Annotated in this window: 10 protein-coding genes; 8 read left to right on the top strand and 2 right to left on the bottom strand. The window is 71.3% G+C overall.

Annotated elements, in window-relative coordinates; all coding sequences use genetic code 11:
• Positions 1-365 precede the first annotated feature (365 nt).
• Positions 366-1988 (top strand): ABC-F family ATP-binding cassette domain-containing protein, encoded by a 1623-nt coding sequence (locus BLT62_RS12170; RefSeq protein WP_083364301.1) that lies wholly within the window; start codon positions 366-368, stop codon positions 1986-1988.
• A gap of 18 nt (positions 1989-2006) precedes the next feature.
• Here BLT62_RS12170 and BLT62_RS12175 read toward each other — a convergent pair whose 3' ends face one another.
• Complete coding sequence (locus tag BLT62_RS12175) at positions 2007-2357, bottom strand: MmcQ/YjbR family DNA-binding protein (RefSeq protein WP_083364302.1); 351 nt, start codon at positions 2355-2357, stop codon at positions 2007-2009.
• A gap of 137 nt (positions 2358-2494) precedes the next feature.
• Between BLT62_RS12175 and BLT62_RS12180 the strand changes: the two genes are divergently transcribed.
• From BLT62_RS12180 to BLT62_RS18150, 5 genes are all read left to right on the top strand, one after another.
• Positions 2495-4372 (top strand): DEAD/DEAH box helicase, encoded by a 1878-nt coding sequence (locus BLT62_RS12180; RefSeq protein ID WP_083364303.1) that lies wholly within the window; start codon positions 2495-2497, stop codon positions 4370-4372.
• Between the two features lie 225 nt (positions 4373-4597).
• Positions 4598-5575, top strand: a complete 978-nt coding sequence (locus BLT62_RS12185) for an intradiol ring-cleavage dioxygenase (protein WP_083364304.1) — start codon at positions 4598-4600, stop codon at positions 5573-5575.
• 105 nt (positions 5576-5680) lie between these two features.
• Positions 5681-6226, top strand: a complete 546-nt coding sequence (locus BLT62_RS12190; RefSeq protein WP_083364305.1) for a hypothetical protein — start codon at positions 5681-5683, stop codon at positions 6224-6226.
• Positions 6227-8212: an ATP-binding cassette domain-containing protein gene (locus BLT62_RS12195; RefSeq protein ID WP_231919149.1), complete on the top strand. Its 1986-nt coding sequence runs from the start codon at positions 6227-6229 to the stop codon at positions 8210-8212.
• A complete protein-coding gene (locus tag BLT62_RS18150) occupies positions 8209-9036 on the top strand; it encodes an ECF transporter S component (protein WP_231919151.1) in 828 nt (275 codons plus the stop codon). The genes BLT62_RS12195 and BLT62_RS18150 overlap by 4 nt, the downstream gene beginning before the upstream one ends.
• Before the next feature lie 1175 nt (positions 9037-10211).
• Here BLT62_RS18150 and metH read toward each other — a convergent pair.
• On the bottom strand, positions 10212-13838 hold the full coding sequence (gene metH, locus BLT62_RS12200; RefSeq protein ID WP_083364306.1) for a methionine synthase: 3627 nt from the start codon (positions 13836-13838) through the stop codon (positions 10212-10214).
• A gap of 99 nt (positions 13839-13937) precedes the next feature.
• Here metH and BLT62_RS12205 point away from each other — a divergent pair, with 99 nt between their 5' ends.
• Together BLT62_RS12205 and BLT62_RS12210 are read left to right on the top strand one after the other, a co-directional pair.
• Positions 13938-14339 carry a DUF1622 domain-containing protein gene (locus BLT62_RS12205; protein ID WP_083364307.1) on the top strand — a complete coding sequence of 134 codons (402 nt, stop codon included), beginning with the start codon at positions 13938-13940 and terminating at the stop codon, positions 14337-14339.
• 76 nt (positions 14340-14415) lie between these two features.
• The gene (locus BLT62_RS12210; protein ID WP_083364308.1) at positions 14416-15561 is read left to right on the top strand and encodes an alpha/beta hydrolase family protein; all 1146 of its coding nucleotides are present in this window, start codon (positions 14416-14418) and stop codon (positions 15559-15561) included.
• Positions 15562-15590: the final 29 nt, after the last annotated feature.

Genomic DNA, 15590 nt, shown 5'->3' on the forward strand with positions numbered 1-15590 from the left:
GCAGAAATTGGGCAGGCCGGACGGCCTGCTCCCCGTGAGTTGTTGGTCACCAGTGGCCAGTCGCAGAATGTGTGCAACACCATTGCCGTATGGGATGACCGCGAGGTATGTGCGGCCCAACATTTCGACCCTATCATCGGGCGTTTTGCCAACCCTGTGTACGCACACAGGCTGAGCCGATACCGGCGCGCGCCGTTTGCACTCGTCCCCGTCCTTTGGCAGACTGGGGAGGTCTTGTTGCCGATGGAAGGGTAGGGACATGAGGACATTCGAGGGTTTCGCGCCGCACCCCGCGCGCTGACAATCGTCGATTCGCCGTCCTCGGCTCCGGTTTCAGCGCGTCCGCTGAACACTCTGGAGTCTGTATGTCTACGAACCACCTCTCATCTGGCACCCCGTCATCCGTCACCCTGAACAACGTGTCGTTCAGCTGGCCGGATGGCACCCTCGCCCTCTCCACCCTGAGCGGCAGCTTCGGCACCGGCCGCACCGGACTGGTCGGCAGCAACGGCGCGGGCAAGTCCACGCTGCTGCGCCTGATCGCCGGGCAGCTCAGCCCGAGCACGGGCCAGATCGGCGCACCCGCCGACATCGGCTACCTGCCGCAAAACCTGGCACTGGATGCCGGGGTCACGGTGGCCGGGCTGCTCGGCGTCGCCGACAAGCTGGCGGCGCTCCGTGCCATCGAATCCGGTGACGTCGCCGAGGAGCACTTCGAGGTGCTCGGCGACGACTGGGATCTGGAGACGCGCGCCGACGAGGCCCTGCGGGCGATCGGGCTCTCCGCAGCCGATCTCGGGCGCAGCGTCACCGAGATGTCCGGCGGCGAGGCGATTCTGGTCGCGATCACCGGCCTCCGCCTGCGGCAGGCCGCGGTGACCCTGCTCGATGAGCCGAGCAACAACCTCGACCGCGACGCCAGGGCGAGGCTGCGCACCCTGCTGGCCTCCTGGCCGGGCACGCTGCTCGTGGTCAGCCACGACACCGCACTGCTCGAGGTGATGCAGACGACGGCCGAGCTGCACGCCGGCGCGCTGACCGTCTTCGGCGGCCCGTACAGCGCCTGGCGCGAGAACCAGGATGTGCTCCAGGCCGCCGCCGCCCAGTCGGTGCGCTCGGCCGAGCAACGACTGAAGGCCGAGAAGCGGCAGCGCGTCGAGGCGGAGGGCACCCTGGCCCGGCGCGCACACATCGCTCAGAAGAGCTACGACAACCGCAGCGCCGCCAAGATCGTGATGCACCAGAAGGCGTCCAACGCCCAGGTGTCAGCCGGCAAGCTGCGCAGCGGGGGCGACGACCGGGTGCACGAGGCGCAGACCGCGCTGGATGCCGCCGCGACCCGCCTCCGCAGCGAGGAGAGCATCCACCTCGAGCTGCCTGACCCCGGCGTCCCGGCCGGCAAGGGCATCGCCGAGCTCCGGGACGGAGCAAGCGGCAGCACAATCTACCTGCACGGGCCGGAGCGGGTGGCGCTCGTCGGCGCGAACGGCGTCGGCAAGTCCACGCTGCTCGAGACCCTGCTGGGCGGCAGGCCAGCGGATGCCGGACGTGCCGGCGGCCGTCTGCTGACCGAGCGGGTCGGCTACCTCAGCCAGCGACTCGACGGCCTCGACCCCGACGCCAGCGCCGTCGAGAACGTGCGGGCGGCCGCACCCCGCACACCGGTCGGGGAGATCCGCAACCGGCTGGCCCGCCTGCTGCTGCGCGGCGACAGCGTGACCCGTCCGGTTGCCACCCTCTCCGGAGGCGAGCGGTTCCGCGTGGCGCTGGCCCGCCTGCTCTTCGCCGAGCCGCCAGCGCAGCTGCTGGTGCTGGACGAGCCGACGAACAACCTCGACCTGCCGTCCGTCGACCAGCTCGTCGCGGCACTGCGGAGCTACCGCGGTGCACTGCTGATCGTCAGCCACGACGACGCCTTCCTGGCCCGCCTCGGCCTCGACCGGGTGCTGGAGCTCGGCGCGGATGGCTCGCTCGGCGATCTCGGGTAGCCGCGGGGCGGGCGCCGCCTAGCCGCGCGGCGCCCGCGGCACGCTGGGGCGCACCAGCGCGTGGCTGTCGCGCACCAGCTGCTCAACGAGGGAGTCGTCGAGGGTGCCGTCGAGCAGGAGCGTGACCCAGTGCTTCTTGTTCAGGTGATAGCCGGGTGTGATGTGGCTCGGGTACTCCTCGCGGAGCGCCCGGCCCTCCTCCGGGTCGACCTTGACCGAGAGGGTGAGCGGCACGGCATCCAGAACGCCCAGCGCGAAGATCTTGCCGTTGCCGCTTGTCTTGAACACCGTCGTCTGCTCGCCGAACGGGTACGTCTCGATAGCCTGGGGCAGGCTGAGGCAGAGGGTGGCCAGCTCATCTGGGGTCATGGGGATCAGTTTAGGGAGCGCCGCAGACACCGCGACACGCCCTCGACGCATGCCCGGCTCCTGCGCATTTGCCCCGATAGTGTGGATTCGGGCATGATTGTGCGAACTGTGGCGCCCGAGCGACTACCGTTGAGGGTATGACGTCTTCTGACACCACTCTGCCCGGCGAGGCCGAAACCGCCGCCCCCACCCTTACTTTTTCCGAGCTCGGGCTCGATGACCTCGTTCTCAAGGCCCTGAAAGACGTCGGCTACGAGACCCCGTCCGCCATCCAGGCCGCCACGATCCCGCCGCTTCTCGAAGGCCGCGACGTTCTCGGCACCGCCCAGACCGGCACCGGCAAGACCGCCGCGTTCGCGCTGCCCATCCTCTCGCGCCTCGACGTCTCGCAGAAGACCCCGCAGGCCCTCGTGCTCGCCCCGACCCGCGAGCTCGCCCTGCAGGTCTGCGAGGCGTTCGAGAAGTACGCCGCTCACCTCAAGGGTGTTCACGTGCTTCCGATCTACGGCGGCCAGGGCTACGGCGTCCAGCTCTCCGCCCTCCGTCGCGGCGTGCACATCGTCGTCGGCACGCCCGGTCGCATCATGGACCACCTCTCCAAGGGCACTCTCGACCTCTCCGAGCTGAAGTTCCTCGTGCTCGACGAGGCCGACGAGATGCTCAAGATGGGCTTCGCCGAGGACGTCGAGACGATTCTCGCCGACACCCCCGATGAGAAGCAGGTCGCACTCTTCTCGGCCACCATGCCGGCCGGCATCCGCCGCATCTCGGGCAAGTACCTCAAGGACCCCGAGGTCATCACGGTCAAGACCAAGACCACGACCTCCGCGAACATCACGCAGCGCTACCTGATGGTCGCGTACCCGCAGAAGGTCGACGCGCTCACCCGCATCCTCGAGGTCGAGAACTTCGAGGGCATGATCGTCTTCACCCGCACCAAGAACGAGACAGAGACGCTCGCCGAGAAGCTGCGCGCCCGCGGCTATTCCGCCGCCGCGATCAACGGCGACGTCGCCCAGGTGCAGCGCGAGCGCACCGTCAACCAGCTGAAGTCGGGCAAGCTCGACATCCTGGTGGCCACGGATGTCGCAGCGCGCGGCCTCGACGTCGAGCGCATCAGCCACGTCGTCAACTACGACCTGCCGATCGACACCGAGTCCTACGTGCACCGCATCGGCCGCACCGGCCGCGCCGGCCGCAGCGGCCAGGCGATCAGCTTCGTCACCCCGCGCGAGCGCCGCATGCTCACCTCGATCGAGAAGGCCACGCGCCAGGAGATCACCCAGATGCAGCTGCCGAGCGTTGACGACGTCAACGTGACGCGCCTGGCCCGCTTCGACAGCGCCATCACCGAGGCGCTCAGCCAGGGCGACCGCATCGCGGAGTTCCGCGACATCGTCAACCACTACATCAAGCACCACGACGTGCCGGAGGCCGATGTGGCCGCGGCCCTCGCCCTCGTCGCCCAGGGCGACACCCCGCTGCTGCTCTCGCCGGAGGAGGCGCGTGCTCAGCGTTTCGACCGCGAGGACCGCTTCGACCGGGGCTCGCGCGACGAGCGCAGCCGCGACGACCGCTACTCGCGTGACGACCGCGGTGGCAGCCGCGACCGCGGTGACCGCCCCGAGCGCCCGGAGCGCCGCCCGCGCAGCAACGAGGGCCTCTCGACGTACCGCATCGCCGTCGGCAAGCGCCACAAGGTCGAGCCGCGCCAGATCGTCGGCGCCCTCGCCAACGAGGGTGGCCTCAGCCGGGACGACTTCGGTGCGATCCAGATCCGCCCCGACTTCTCGCTCGTCGACCTGCCGGCAAACCTCAGCCAGGACACGCTGGCGCGCCTCGAGAACACCCGCATCAGCGGCAAGCTCATCGAGCTGCGCCCGGACAGCGGTGCGCCTGCGCGCCGTGACGACCGTGGCTCCTACGGCGACCGCGACCGCGGTGGCTACGGTGACCGCGACCGCGGCGGCGATCGCGGTGGCTACGGCGACCGCAAGCCGCGCGAGCGCTACTAAGCACCACGGCGCCCTCCTGAGCGCCTGACCCCTCCGAGCGGGGGCTTCTGCACAGTGTTGAACCTCGACACCGTGCAGAAGCCCCCGCTCGTTTGTGTCTGAGCGGGTTTGGCGGATGCCGGCCGGCACCGTCCATAGCGGACTCCCAGCCCGCTCAGGGCAGGGGCATGGCGTGGCCACGCATGCTCGGAGTACGCTCCGACAACCAGAACTCGCGAGGTCCCCATGAGCCGCATCCCCGAACCAGAGTCCACCCCGGCCGGCCCGGCATTCGAGGGCCGCCTGCTCGACCGGGCCGACGAGGAGGTGGTCGATCAGGGCGTCGCGTTCGACATCGGCACGCTGCTGAGCCGGCGCGGCGTGCTCAGCGTGTTCGGCGCCGGCCTCGGGGCCGTGCTCCTGGCTGCCTGCACCCCGGGCGGCTCGGGCGGCACGTCCTCCGGCGCGGCGACGGCGGGCACCGCGACGGGCGAGATCCCCGACGAGACGGCCGGCCCGTACCCCGGTGACGGCTCGAACGGGCCAGACATTTTCGAGCAGTCGGGGATCGTGCGCAGCGACATCCGCTCCAGCATCGATGGCGGCGCCACCGCGACGGGCGTGCCGATGGCCATCACGCTGACGATCCTCGACATGGCGGGCAACGACGTGCCGTTCGCCGGCGTGGCCGTCTACGTCTGGCACTGCGACAGCGGCGGTGGCTACTCGATGTACTCGAACGGGCTGGAGAACGTCACCTACCTGCGCGGCGTGCAGGTGGCCGACAGCGCCGGGAAGGTTTCCTACACGTCGATCTTCCCGGCCTGCTACACGGGGCGCTGGCCGCACGTGCACTTCGAGGTGTACCCCGGCGTCGGCGCCATCACCGACTCGGCGAACGCCATCTCCACCTCGCAGCTGGCGCTGCCGCAGGACGTCTGCGAGACCGTGTACGCCCTGGACGGGTACGAGGGCTCCGCAGAGAACCTCGCCCAGGTCAGCCTCGCCAGCGACAACGTGTTCGGCGACGATGGCGGCGCGCTGCAGCTGGCCACGGTGACCGGCGACGCGACATCCGGCTACCAGGTCTCCCTCACGGTGCGGGTGGACACTCGCACGACGCCGACCGCGGGCTCGGCGCCGGGCGGCGGAGGCGGAAACGGCGGCGGCGGAGGGACACCTCCGAGCGGCGGGCCCGGTGGCGGGCCGCCGCCCTCGAACTGAGAGCGGGAGAGTGATCGCCGGGCGCCGACACGCCCGGCGCGGGACGGCGGCTTCATGCGCCGTCATCCGGTCGGCGGGCATGGACGCGCTCGCTACGCTGGACCCATGAAAATCCCCCTCTTTTCCGCGGCCATCGTCGGCGCCCTGTTGTTGAGCGGTTGCGCTGCGAGCACGGATGCCGCACCAGAACCGACCACCCCCGCTGTCGCGAGCGACGCCGCCGCGCCCGGCGCGGGCGAGAGCTGTTCGGGCGTCGAAGTCGTCGTCGACTTCGGCATCCTGGACTCCCCCGCCGTCACCGACTGCATCGACGCCGACGCGGCGATCGCCGCCGCCGACGCGATCGCGCAGGCCGGAGTGGCGACAGAGGGCAACGCCGACTACGGCGACGCCGTGGTCTGCCGCGTCGACGGCCGCCCGGCCGCCGACGAGACCGTCGAGGTGCCGGGCGAGGCGCCGTTCACCGAGCCGTGCAGCTCGATGTCCCCCGCGTACGCTTTCTGGGCGCTCTGGGTGAAGCCGGCCGCCGACGCCGACTGGGGCTTCGCCATGGAGGGCCTCTCCACGCTGCAGGCCGAGCCCGGCCAGAGCATCGGCCTCGTCTACACCACCGGCTCCGGCACCGAGCCGCAGCCCCCGGCGGCGGGCTAGGTGCGCTTCCACGCGGGCGCCCTGCGCACGGCGGCACTCGTTGCCGCCGTGTTCGTGGCGACCCGCGTGGTCTACCGCATCGTCTTCGGCGGGGCGGGCGGCAGCGGCATCCTGCTGCTCGACCTGCCCCGCATCCCGCTCGGCGGGCCGTTCGCGCACGTCGCCCTCTTCGGCCCCATCACGACGGGCGGCCTCTGGAACGCGGCGCTCAGCGCGCTGCCCTTCGCGGCCGTCATCCTTGCCTTCGGGCTCGTCAACGCCGTCGTCGACATGCGCAGGCTGTTCGTGCACGGCTCGACCCGCGGGCCGCTGCGGGCGATCAGCCGCTCGCTCGTGATCGCCTGGTCGACCGCCCCCGCGCTGGCGCAGGCTGTGCGCAGGCTCCGCCGGGCCGCCGCACTGCGCGGCGAACGCGGGAGAGCCGCGCTGCTGGTGCCCGTGTTCGAGCAGACCATCGAGCGGGCGCTCGCCCTCGCGGCTTCCATGGAGGTGCGCGGCTTCGCGGCGCGGCATCCGCTGCCAGCCGCAACGCCGCTCGCCGAGACGCACGCGCCGGTCGCAGAGTTGACGGATGCCGGCCTCCACCGCGACGGCGCGACGCTCCTTTCGGGAATGTCCTTCACTATTACCCCCGGTACCTTTACGGTGCTCGTCGGGCCCACCGGCGCGGGAAAGTCCAGCCTGCTGCGCGGCCTCGACGGCCTGTTCCAGCACTTCGACGGCGGGCAGCAGAGCGGGCGCATCCGTGTTGCGGGCCTCGACCGGGCCACGACCCCTCCGCGCGAGACGGCCGCGTTCGTCGGCTCGGTCGCGCAGAACGTGCGCCTCGGCTTCGCCACCGCCACCGTGCACGAGGAGATCGGCTTCGCGCTGGCCGTGCAGGGCGTCGCGGAGCCGGCGCGCACCGCGCGGGTGCGGGCGACGGCCGAGCTGCTCACGATCGGGCATCTGCTCGACCGCGACATCGTTGCGCTCTCGGCCGGCGAGGCGACCCTCGTCGCGATCGCCGCCGCGGTCGTCGCCCGGCCGCGGCTCCTGCTCGTCGACGAGCCACTCGCCGAGCTCGACGACGCGGCTCGCCTTCGGGTGTCCGCGGCGTTGGGCGGGCTCGTGCGGGAGCAGGGCGTCGCGGTGATCGTCGCCGAGCACCAGTGGGAGCTCTGGCAGCCGCTCGCCCAGCAGTGGCTGCAGATCGACAGTGGGCGGGTGCGGGTGTCCGCGGAGGCGCCCGCGGAGCTGCCCGCGGAACGACTCGAGGCCCCTCCTGCCGCTCCGGCCGCGGCCGCCTGTGCCCGGCATCCGCTCGCCCACGTTCGCGGGTTGAGCGTCACGCACGACGGAGCAACCGTCGTCGACGGAGCCGCGTTCGAGCTGGCCGCCGGCGAGCTCGTGGCGCTGTCCGGCCCGAACGGCGCGGGCAAGTCGAGCCTGCTCCTGGCGATGGCGCTGGCGGATGCCGCCGGAACCGTGCTCGTCGCCGGCGACGACGTCGCGGCGCTCGCCCCGGCCCAGCGGCGGCGGCGCATCGCGCTGGTGCCGGAGCGCGTCGACGAGCTCTTCCTTCAGACCAGCGTGGCGGCGGAGTGTCGGCGGGCGGACCGCGCCGACTCCCCCGCCGTGCCGACCGACACGACCTTTGCGCGGCTGCTCGGGCAGGACGCGGGCAGCCCGAGCCACGTCGAGCTGTTGCTGCGGCATCCGCGGGACCTCTCGGCCGGGCAGCAGCTCTGCCTCGCCCTGGCGATCCAGTTGGCGCCGGGGCCTGACGTGCTGCTCGTCGACGAGCCGTCACGGGGCCTGGACCCGGCGACCCGGCGGATGGTCGGCCTCGCGCTGCAGCGTGCAGCCCTGCACGGAGAGCCGGAGGGCGGGCGAGCCGTGCTGTTCGCCACGCACGACGCCGGCTTCGCGCGGAGCTACGCCGAACGACGGCTGCGCCTGGCCGATGGCCGGCTGCAGGCCGAGGACGCGGCGGTGCCACGATGAGCCGCGCCACCTGGACAGCGCCCGCCCTCGCCACCGGCAGCCTGCTGGCGTTCGCGGGCTTCGCCTGGCCGCTGCTGGCCAGTGCCGTGCCGGCCGATGCCCAACGGGCCGCGCCATACGTCGCCATGGCCCTGGTGCCGGCCGCCATCGCCGTCGTCGCGCTGGCGCTCGACCGCGAGATGCACTCGGCCAAGGCCGTCGCACTGCTCGGTGTGCTCGCGGCAATCGGCGCGGGCATCCGCATCGCCGGCGCCGGTGTCGGGGGCATCGAGGCAGTGTTCATCGTGCTGATCCTGGCCGGCCGCGCCTACGGCGCCCGCTTCGGCTTCCTGCTCGGGCTCATCACGATCGCGGTGTCGTCGCTGCTCTGGGGCGGATTCGGCCCGTGGACGCCGTTCCAGATGTTCGCCTGCGCCTGGGTGGCGGCGGGGGCCGGCCTGTTGCCGCGCATCCGGCCGCGGGTGCGCGGTGGGGCGGATGCGGCGTCCGCCAGTGCCGCGCTGGCCGCGCTTTCCGCGGTGAGGCGGGCGGGCAGACTCGAGATCCTGATGCTCGCCGGGTACGGGGTCGCGGCGTCTTATCTGTTCGGGCTGCTGATGAACATCTGGTTCTGGCCGTTCGCGGTCGGCATGGGCACGGACATCTCCTATGAGGCCGGCGCCCCGCTCGGCACGAACCTGGCCTCGTTCGCCCTGTACTCGCTGGTGAGCTCGACGCTGACGTGGGACACCGTGCGGGCCGTCACCACCGTGGTCGGGCTGGCCCTGCTCGGCCCGGCGCTGCTGGCCGCTCTCCGCCGCGCGAAGCTCCCCGCCGCGCGCTGAGCACCAGCCTCGGCCACACCCGCTGGTCGAGTAGCGAGGAACGAGCGTATCGAGACCCGGTTGCGAGGTCTCGATACGGCGCTGGCGCGCCTACTCGACCAACGGGGATGGGCAGGCCCGGCGCTGTTGGCTTCGGTCGCTGGCGCTCCCTCGAGCCAACGGGGATGGGCCCTCCCCTACCCTCCGCACGCTGGCTAGAGGGAGCGAGGAACGAGCGACCGAAGCCCCGGAGCCAACCGGATCGGGTTGCGAGGTCTCGATACGGCGCTGGCGCGCCTACTCGACCAACGGGGAACGGCCCGGCGCTGTTGGCTTCGGTCGCTGGCGCTCCCTCGAGCCAACGGGGATGGGCCCTCCCCTCCCCACGTCGGCTAGAGGGAGCGAGGAACGAGCGACCGAAGCCCCGGAGCCAACCGGATACGGTTGCGAGGTCTCGATACGGCGCTGGCGCGCCTACTCGATCAACGCTGAGGGGCACGGCCGGCGCTGTTGGCTTCGGTCGCTGGCGCTCCCTCGAGCCAACCGGGATGGGCCCTCCCCTCCGCACGTTGGCTAGAGGGAGCGAGGAACGAGCGACCGAAGCCCCGGGGCCAACCGGACCCGGTTGCGAGGTCTCGATACGGCGCTGGCGCGCCTACTCGACCAACGGGGAGGGGCGCGGCAGGGCGGACGGTGTTGGCTTCGGTCGCTGGCGCTCCCTCGAGCCAACGGGGATGGGCCCTCCCCTCCCCTCCGCACGCTGGCTAGAGGGAGCGAGGAACGAGCACCCGAAGCCCCGGAGCCAACCGGACCAGGTTGCGAGGTCTCGATACGGCGCTGGCGCGCCTACTCGACCAACGGAGATGGGCACGCCCGGCGGTGTTGGCTTCGGTCGCTGGCGCTCCCTCGAGCCAACGGGAGACCCCACGCCCGCCGGACCGCGCCACGCCCCTCCGCACGCTGGCTAGAGGGAGCGAGGAACGAGCGACCGAAGCCCCGGAGCCAACCGGGTCCGGTTGCGAGGTCTCGATACGGCGCTGGCGCGCCTACTCGACCAACGGGGAGGGGCATGACTGGCGGTGTTGGCTTCGGTCGCTGGCGCTCCCTCGAGCCAACGGGAGTTTCCACGTCGGCTCGAGGGAGCGAGGAACGAGCGACCGAAGCCCCGGAGCCAACGGGAGCTCCAGCGCCGGCGGCTAGACCGAGAAGTACTTGGCCTCGGGGTGGTGGAAGACGAACGCATCGGTGGACTGCTCCGGGTGCAGCTGCAGCTCCTCCGAGAGCACGACACCCATCCGCTCCGGCTTCAGCAGCTCGACGACCTTGCGGCGGTCCTCCATCTCGGGGCAGGCCGGGTAGCCGAGCGAGAAGCGGGCACCGCGGTACTCCAGCTTGAACAGCCCGGCGACATCCGTCGGTTCCTCGCCGGCCAGGCCGAGCTCGGCACGGACCCGCGAGTGCCAGTACTCGGCCAGGGCCTCGGTCAGCTGCATCGCGAGCCCGTTCAGCTCCAGGTAGTCGCGGTACTTGTTCTCCGCGAACAGCTTCGACGTCGTCTCGCTCACCCGCTGCCCGGCGGTCACCAGCTGCACGGCGACGACATCCGTCTGCCCGCTCTCCTTCCCGCGCACGAAGTCGGAGAGGCACAGGTGCCGGTCGCGGCGCTGACGGGGGAAGGTGAAGCGCAGCCGCTCGCTGCCGACCGCTCCGCCGGAGCCGCCGTCCGGTGCCAGCAGGCCCGGCACGCCGAGCAGCCCGGCCGCATCGTCGCCGTGGTGCAGCACGACCATGTCGTTGCCGTCCGCGACGACCGGGAAGTAGCCGTAGGCGACGGAGGCATCCAGCATGCCCTCGGCGAGGATCCGGTCGAGCCAGTAGCGCAGCCGCGGCCGACCCTCGGTGTCGACGAGCTCCTGGTAGCTGGCGCCGTCGTCGCCGCGTCCCGGCTTCAGCCCCCACTGGCCGAGGAACGTCGCCCGCTCGTCCAGGAAGGCCGAGTACTCGGCCAGGGCGATGCCCTTGACGATGCGGGTGCCCCAGAACGGCGGCACGGGAACAAGATTGTCCAGCGCGACATCCGAGCGGGCGGGCAGGTCCTCCGGCTCCGTCACAATCAGCTGGCTCTGCCGGTGGATGCGCTTCTTCAGCGCGGGCAGGCCGACGCTCTCCGGGTCGGCGCCGCGGGCGATCGCCACGAGCGGCTCCATCAGGGCGAGGCCCTCGAAGGCATCGCGGGCGTAGCGCACGGTGCCGTCGAAGAGCGCGTCGAGGTCGTCCTCGACGTAGCTGCGGGTGAGGGCGGCGCCGCCGAGGATGATCGGCCAGCGCTTGGCGAAGCCGCGGTTCTGCAGCTCGAGCAGGTTCTCCTTCATCACGACGGTCGACTTGACGAGCAGCCCGCTCATGCCGATGACGTCGGCGTTGTGTTCCTCTGCGGCCGCGATGAACTCGTTGATCGTCTGCTTGATGCCGATGTTCACGACCGTGTAGCCGTTGTTGGAGAGAATGATGTCGACGAGGTTCTTGCCGATGTCGTGCACGTCGCCGCGCACGGTGCCGATCACCATCGTGCCCTTGCCCGCGGCATCCGACTTCTCCATGTGCGGCTCGAGCAGGGCGACGGCGTTCTTCATCACCTCGGCGGACTGCAGCACGAACGGCAGCTGCATCTCGCCTGCGCCGAAGCGCTCCCCGACCACCTTCATGCCCTCCAGCAGGTGCAGGTTGATGATGTCGATGGCGCTCAGCCCACCGGCGCGGGCCAGGTCGAGGTCGCCCTCGAGCCCCTTGCCCTCGCCGTCGATGATGCGGCGCTCCAGCCGCTCGCCCACCGGCAGCGCGGCCAGCTCCGCGGCCCGCTGGTCCTTGAGCGCCGCGGCGTCCACCCCGGCGAAGAGGTCGAGCATGGTGGAGAGCGGGTCGTAGACGAGCGTGCCGTCTGCGTCGTACTCGCGGCGGTCCCAGACGAGGTCGAGGGCGACCTTGCGGCGGTCCTCCGGCACGGATGCCAGCGGCACGATCTTCGCGGCGTCGACGATCGCGCTCGTCAGCCCAGCCTCGACTGCCTCGTGCAGGAACACCGAGTTCAGCACCGAGCGGGCGGCCGGGTTGAGGCCGAAGGAGACGTTGGAGACGCCGAGCGTCGTGTTGATGCCCGGGTACTTCGCGGTGATCTGGCGGATCGCCTCGATCGTCTCGATGGCGTCGCGGCGGGTCTCCTCCTGGCCGGTGGCGATCGGGAAGGTGAGGGCGTCCACGATGATGTCCTCCACCCGCATGCCCCACTCGCCAATCAAGGTGTCGACCAGCCGGGAGGCGATGGCGACCTTCGTCTCGGTGGTGCGGGCCTGGCCCTGCTCGTCGATGGTCAGGGCGATGACGGCGGCGCCGTGCTCCTTGACGAGCGGCATGATGCGGGCGAAGCGGCTGGTGCCGCCCTCGCCGTCCTCGAAGTTGACCGAGTTGACGACGGGGCGGCCGCCGATCAGCTCGAGGCCGGCCTGCAGCACGGCGGGCTCGGTGGAGTCGATGACGAGCGGCAGCGTGGAGGCGCTGGCCAGCCTAGACACGATGGAGCTCATGTCCTCTGCCCCGTCGCGGCCGACGTAGTCGGTGCAGACGTCGAGCATGTTGGCGCCGTCGCGCACCTGGTTGCGGGCGATGTCGACGCAGTCGTCCCAGCGGCCGTCGAGCATCGCCTCCCGGAAGGCGCGCGAGCCGTTGGCGTTGGTGCGCTCACCGATCGAGAGGTAGGAGTTCTCCTGCTCGAAGCTGACGTGCTGGTACAGGCTGGCGACGCCCGGGTCGGCCTCCAGCACCCGTGTGGCGGGCGCGGCGCCCTGCAGCCGCTCGACGACGGCCCGCATGTGTGCGGGCGTCGTGCCGCAGCATCCGCCGATCAGGCCCAGGCCGAACTCCCTGACGAACTGCTCGTGCGCCGTCGCCAGCTCGACCGGGGTGAGCGGGTAGCTGGCCCCGTTGGCGCCGAGCACCGGCAGGCCGGCGTTCGGCATGCACATGACGGGGACGGTGGCGAATTTGGAGAGGTGCCGCAGATGCTCGCTCATCTCGGCGGGGCCGGTGGCGCAGTTGAGGCCGATCGCGTCGATGCCGAGCGGCTCCAGCGCGGTGAGCGCGGCGCCGATCTCGCTGCCCATCAGCATGGTGCCGGTCGTCTCGACGGTCACCTCGACGAAGATGGGCAGGCGGATGCCGCTGGCGGCGATGGCCGCCCGGCATCCGTTGACCGCCGACTTGGTCTGCAGCAGGTCTTGCGAGGTCTCGATGAGGAAGGCGTCTGCACCACCGCGGATCAGGCCGAGCGCCTGCTCGGCGAACGTCGCCTTGAGGTGCGCGTAGGTGGTGTGGCCGAGGCTCGGCAGCTTCGTGCCCGGACCCATCGATCCGAGCACCCAGCGCTGGCGGCCGTCGCGCGCCTCCCAGGCCTCTGCCCGCTCGCGGGCGATGGCCGCGCCGGCGTGGGCGAGCTCCTCGATGCGGTCGTCGATGTTGTAGTCGGAGAGGTTCGACCAGTTGGCGCCGAAGGTGTTGGTCTCGACGGCGTCGATGCCCGTCTCGAAGTAGGCGTCGTGGATGGCGCCGATCATGTCGGGCCGGCTGACGTTGAGGATCTCGTTGCAGCCCTCGAGCTGCTGGTAGTCCGCGAGGCTCGGCTCGTGCTCCTGCAGCATGGTGCCCATCGCGCCGTCGGCGATCACGACCCGCGAGGCGAGTGCGTCCAGCAGGGCCTGGGCGCGGGCGGGGCGCACGGCCTGCGAGATGTCGGTGCTCGTGCGGGTCTCGGTCGGTGCGGCGTCGGTCACCCGCCAATCGTAGCGAGCGCGGCCGGGTGGGCACGCCTCGTGACGCCGCGCGACCACCCCGGGGCTTGCCCCGCGCGCCGCGGCGGTGTAGCAACAGGTATGGACTTCCACGCAACGATCGAGCTCATCGGCACAATCATCGACATCGCGGGCGTCGCGGTGATCGTGGTCGGGGCGATCATCACCACCCTGATCGCGCTGAACGCCCTGCTGCGCCGCCGCGGGCCGGTCTACGTGCCGTTCCGCCGTTCACTGGGCCGCTCGATCCTGCTCGGCCTCGAGCTGCTCGTCGCTGCCGACATCATCAAGACGGTCGCGCTCACGCCGACGATGGAGAGCGTTGCCGTTCTCGGCGGCATCGTTCTGATCCGCACCTTCCTGAGCTTCTCGCTCGAGCTGGAGATCAGCGGGCGCTGGCCGTGGCAGACGAAGACCCCGCCGCAGACGCCGAAACCTGCGCCGGCACTGGCACCGACCGCCGAGGTGCTCGCGCCCGAATAGTCCGACCCCAACAGCCGGACGGCGGGGTCTGCGCCCGTGCCCCGGCTCTCCGCGCCGCTGCCGCTAGAGTGGCCGCATGTCACGCACCGAGACCCGCCGCCGTTGGCCATGGTTCACCCTCGGCGGGGTCGCCGTCGCGGCCATCGCCGGGTGCGCCCTCGTCGTGTTCGGGGGCGCGCAACTGCTGCTGACCCCGCACCATGACACCTCGACCCACGCCGGCACGGTGATCGCCGTCTCCGATGGCGAGGTGACGCTGCGCGCGATGGCGGCGACCAAACGTGTGGGCACCTACGGCCTGGTCTGGGACACGGATGCCGGCCCCGGCACGGGAACGGCGACGATCGGCCCCGTCACCCGCACCACCGCCGACACCGTCATCCGCCCCATCTCGAACATCTCCGGCTCCCTCAGAGCCGGCACGGCCGTCACGCTGAATCCGAACATCTACACCGGCGACCCGGAGAGCAGCCTCGGCATCCCGTTCAGCCCGGTCACGGTCTCCGGCGAGCTCGGAGCGATGCCCGCCTGGCAGGTGCCCGGCGACGGCGACACCTGGGTGTTGTTCGTGCACGGCATCGACGGGCAGCGAGAGAGCGGGCTCCGCCCACTGCCGACCCTCGTCGACGCCGGCCTGCCGACGCTGCTGATCACCTACCGCAACGATGTCGACGCCCCCGCGAGCCCGACCGGGCTCATCGCGCTCGGCCAGACCGAGTGGCGCGACCTCGAGGCGGCCGCCGACTACGCCATCGGGCAGGGCGCGACCGACTTCGTGCTCTACGGCGACTCGATGGGCGGCAGCATCGTCACCCGCTTCATGCACGAGTCGCCGCACGCCGCCCGGGTGCGCGGTCTGGTGCTGGACTCCCCCGTGCTCAACTGGTCCGGCGTGTTACAGGGGCAGGCGGATCGCTTCGGCTTGGGCTTCCTGAGCTCTCCGCTGCAGGCCGCGGTCGCCTGGCGGGGCGGCATCGATCTGGCCGAGCTCGACGAACTCGACCAGACGGCCCCGTTCGAGCACCTGCCAATCCTGCTCTTCCAAGGCCTCGCCGACCCGCTGGTCCCGCATGCCGAGAGTGAGGCGTTCGCGGCATCGCTGCCGCACGCCCGCTACGTTCCGGTCGCCGACGCCGGCCACATCCAGAGCTGGAACGTCGACCCCGGCTCGTACGAGGGTGCCCTCGCCGAGTTCGTGGCCCAGTTCGCGCCGGCGGCCTGACCCGCCCCGCCCGCGGACTGGCACCGCCC

This window comes from Microterricola viridarii (assembly GCF_900104895.1).
GTDB lineage: Bacteria > Actinomycetota > Actinomycetes > Actinomycetales > Microbacteriaceae > Microterricola > Microterricola viridarii.

Bases quoted from the DNA above. Each gene is read 5' to 3' on its own strand.
- BLT62_RS12170 (WP_083364301.1), top strand. From the start codon at position 366: ATGTCTACGAACCACCTCTCATCTGGCACCCCGTCATCCGTCACCCTG.
- BLT62_RS12175 (WP_083364302.1), bottom strand. From the start codon at position 2,357: ATGACCCCAGATGAGCTGGCCACCCTCTGCCTCAGCCTGCCCCAGGCT.
- BLT62_RS12180 (WP_083364303.1), top strand. From the start codon at position 2,495: ATGACGTCTTCTGACACCACTCTGCCCGGCGAGGCCGAAACCGCCGCC.
- BLT62_RS12185 (WP_083364304.1), top strand. From the start codon at position 4,598: ATGAGCCGCATCCCCGAACCAGAGTCCACCCCGGCCGGCCCGGCATTC.
- BLT62_RS12190 (WP_083364305.1), top strand. From the start codon at position 5,681: ATGAAAATCCCCCTCTTTTCCGCGGCCATCGTCGGCGCCCTGTTGTTG.
- BLT62_RS18150 (WP_231919151.1), top strand. From the start codon at position 8,209: ATGAGCCGCGCCACCTGGACAGCGCCCGCCCTCGCCACCGGCAGCCTG.
- BLT62_RS12205 (WP_083364307.1), top strand. From the start codon at position 13,938: ATGGACTTCCACGCAACGATCGAGCTCATCGGCACAATCATCGACATC.
- BLT62_RS12210 (WP_083364308.1), top strand. From the start codon at position 14,416: ATGTCACGCACCGAGACCCGCCGCCGTTGGCCATGGTTCACCCTCGGC.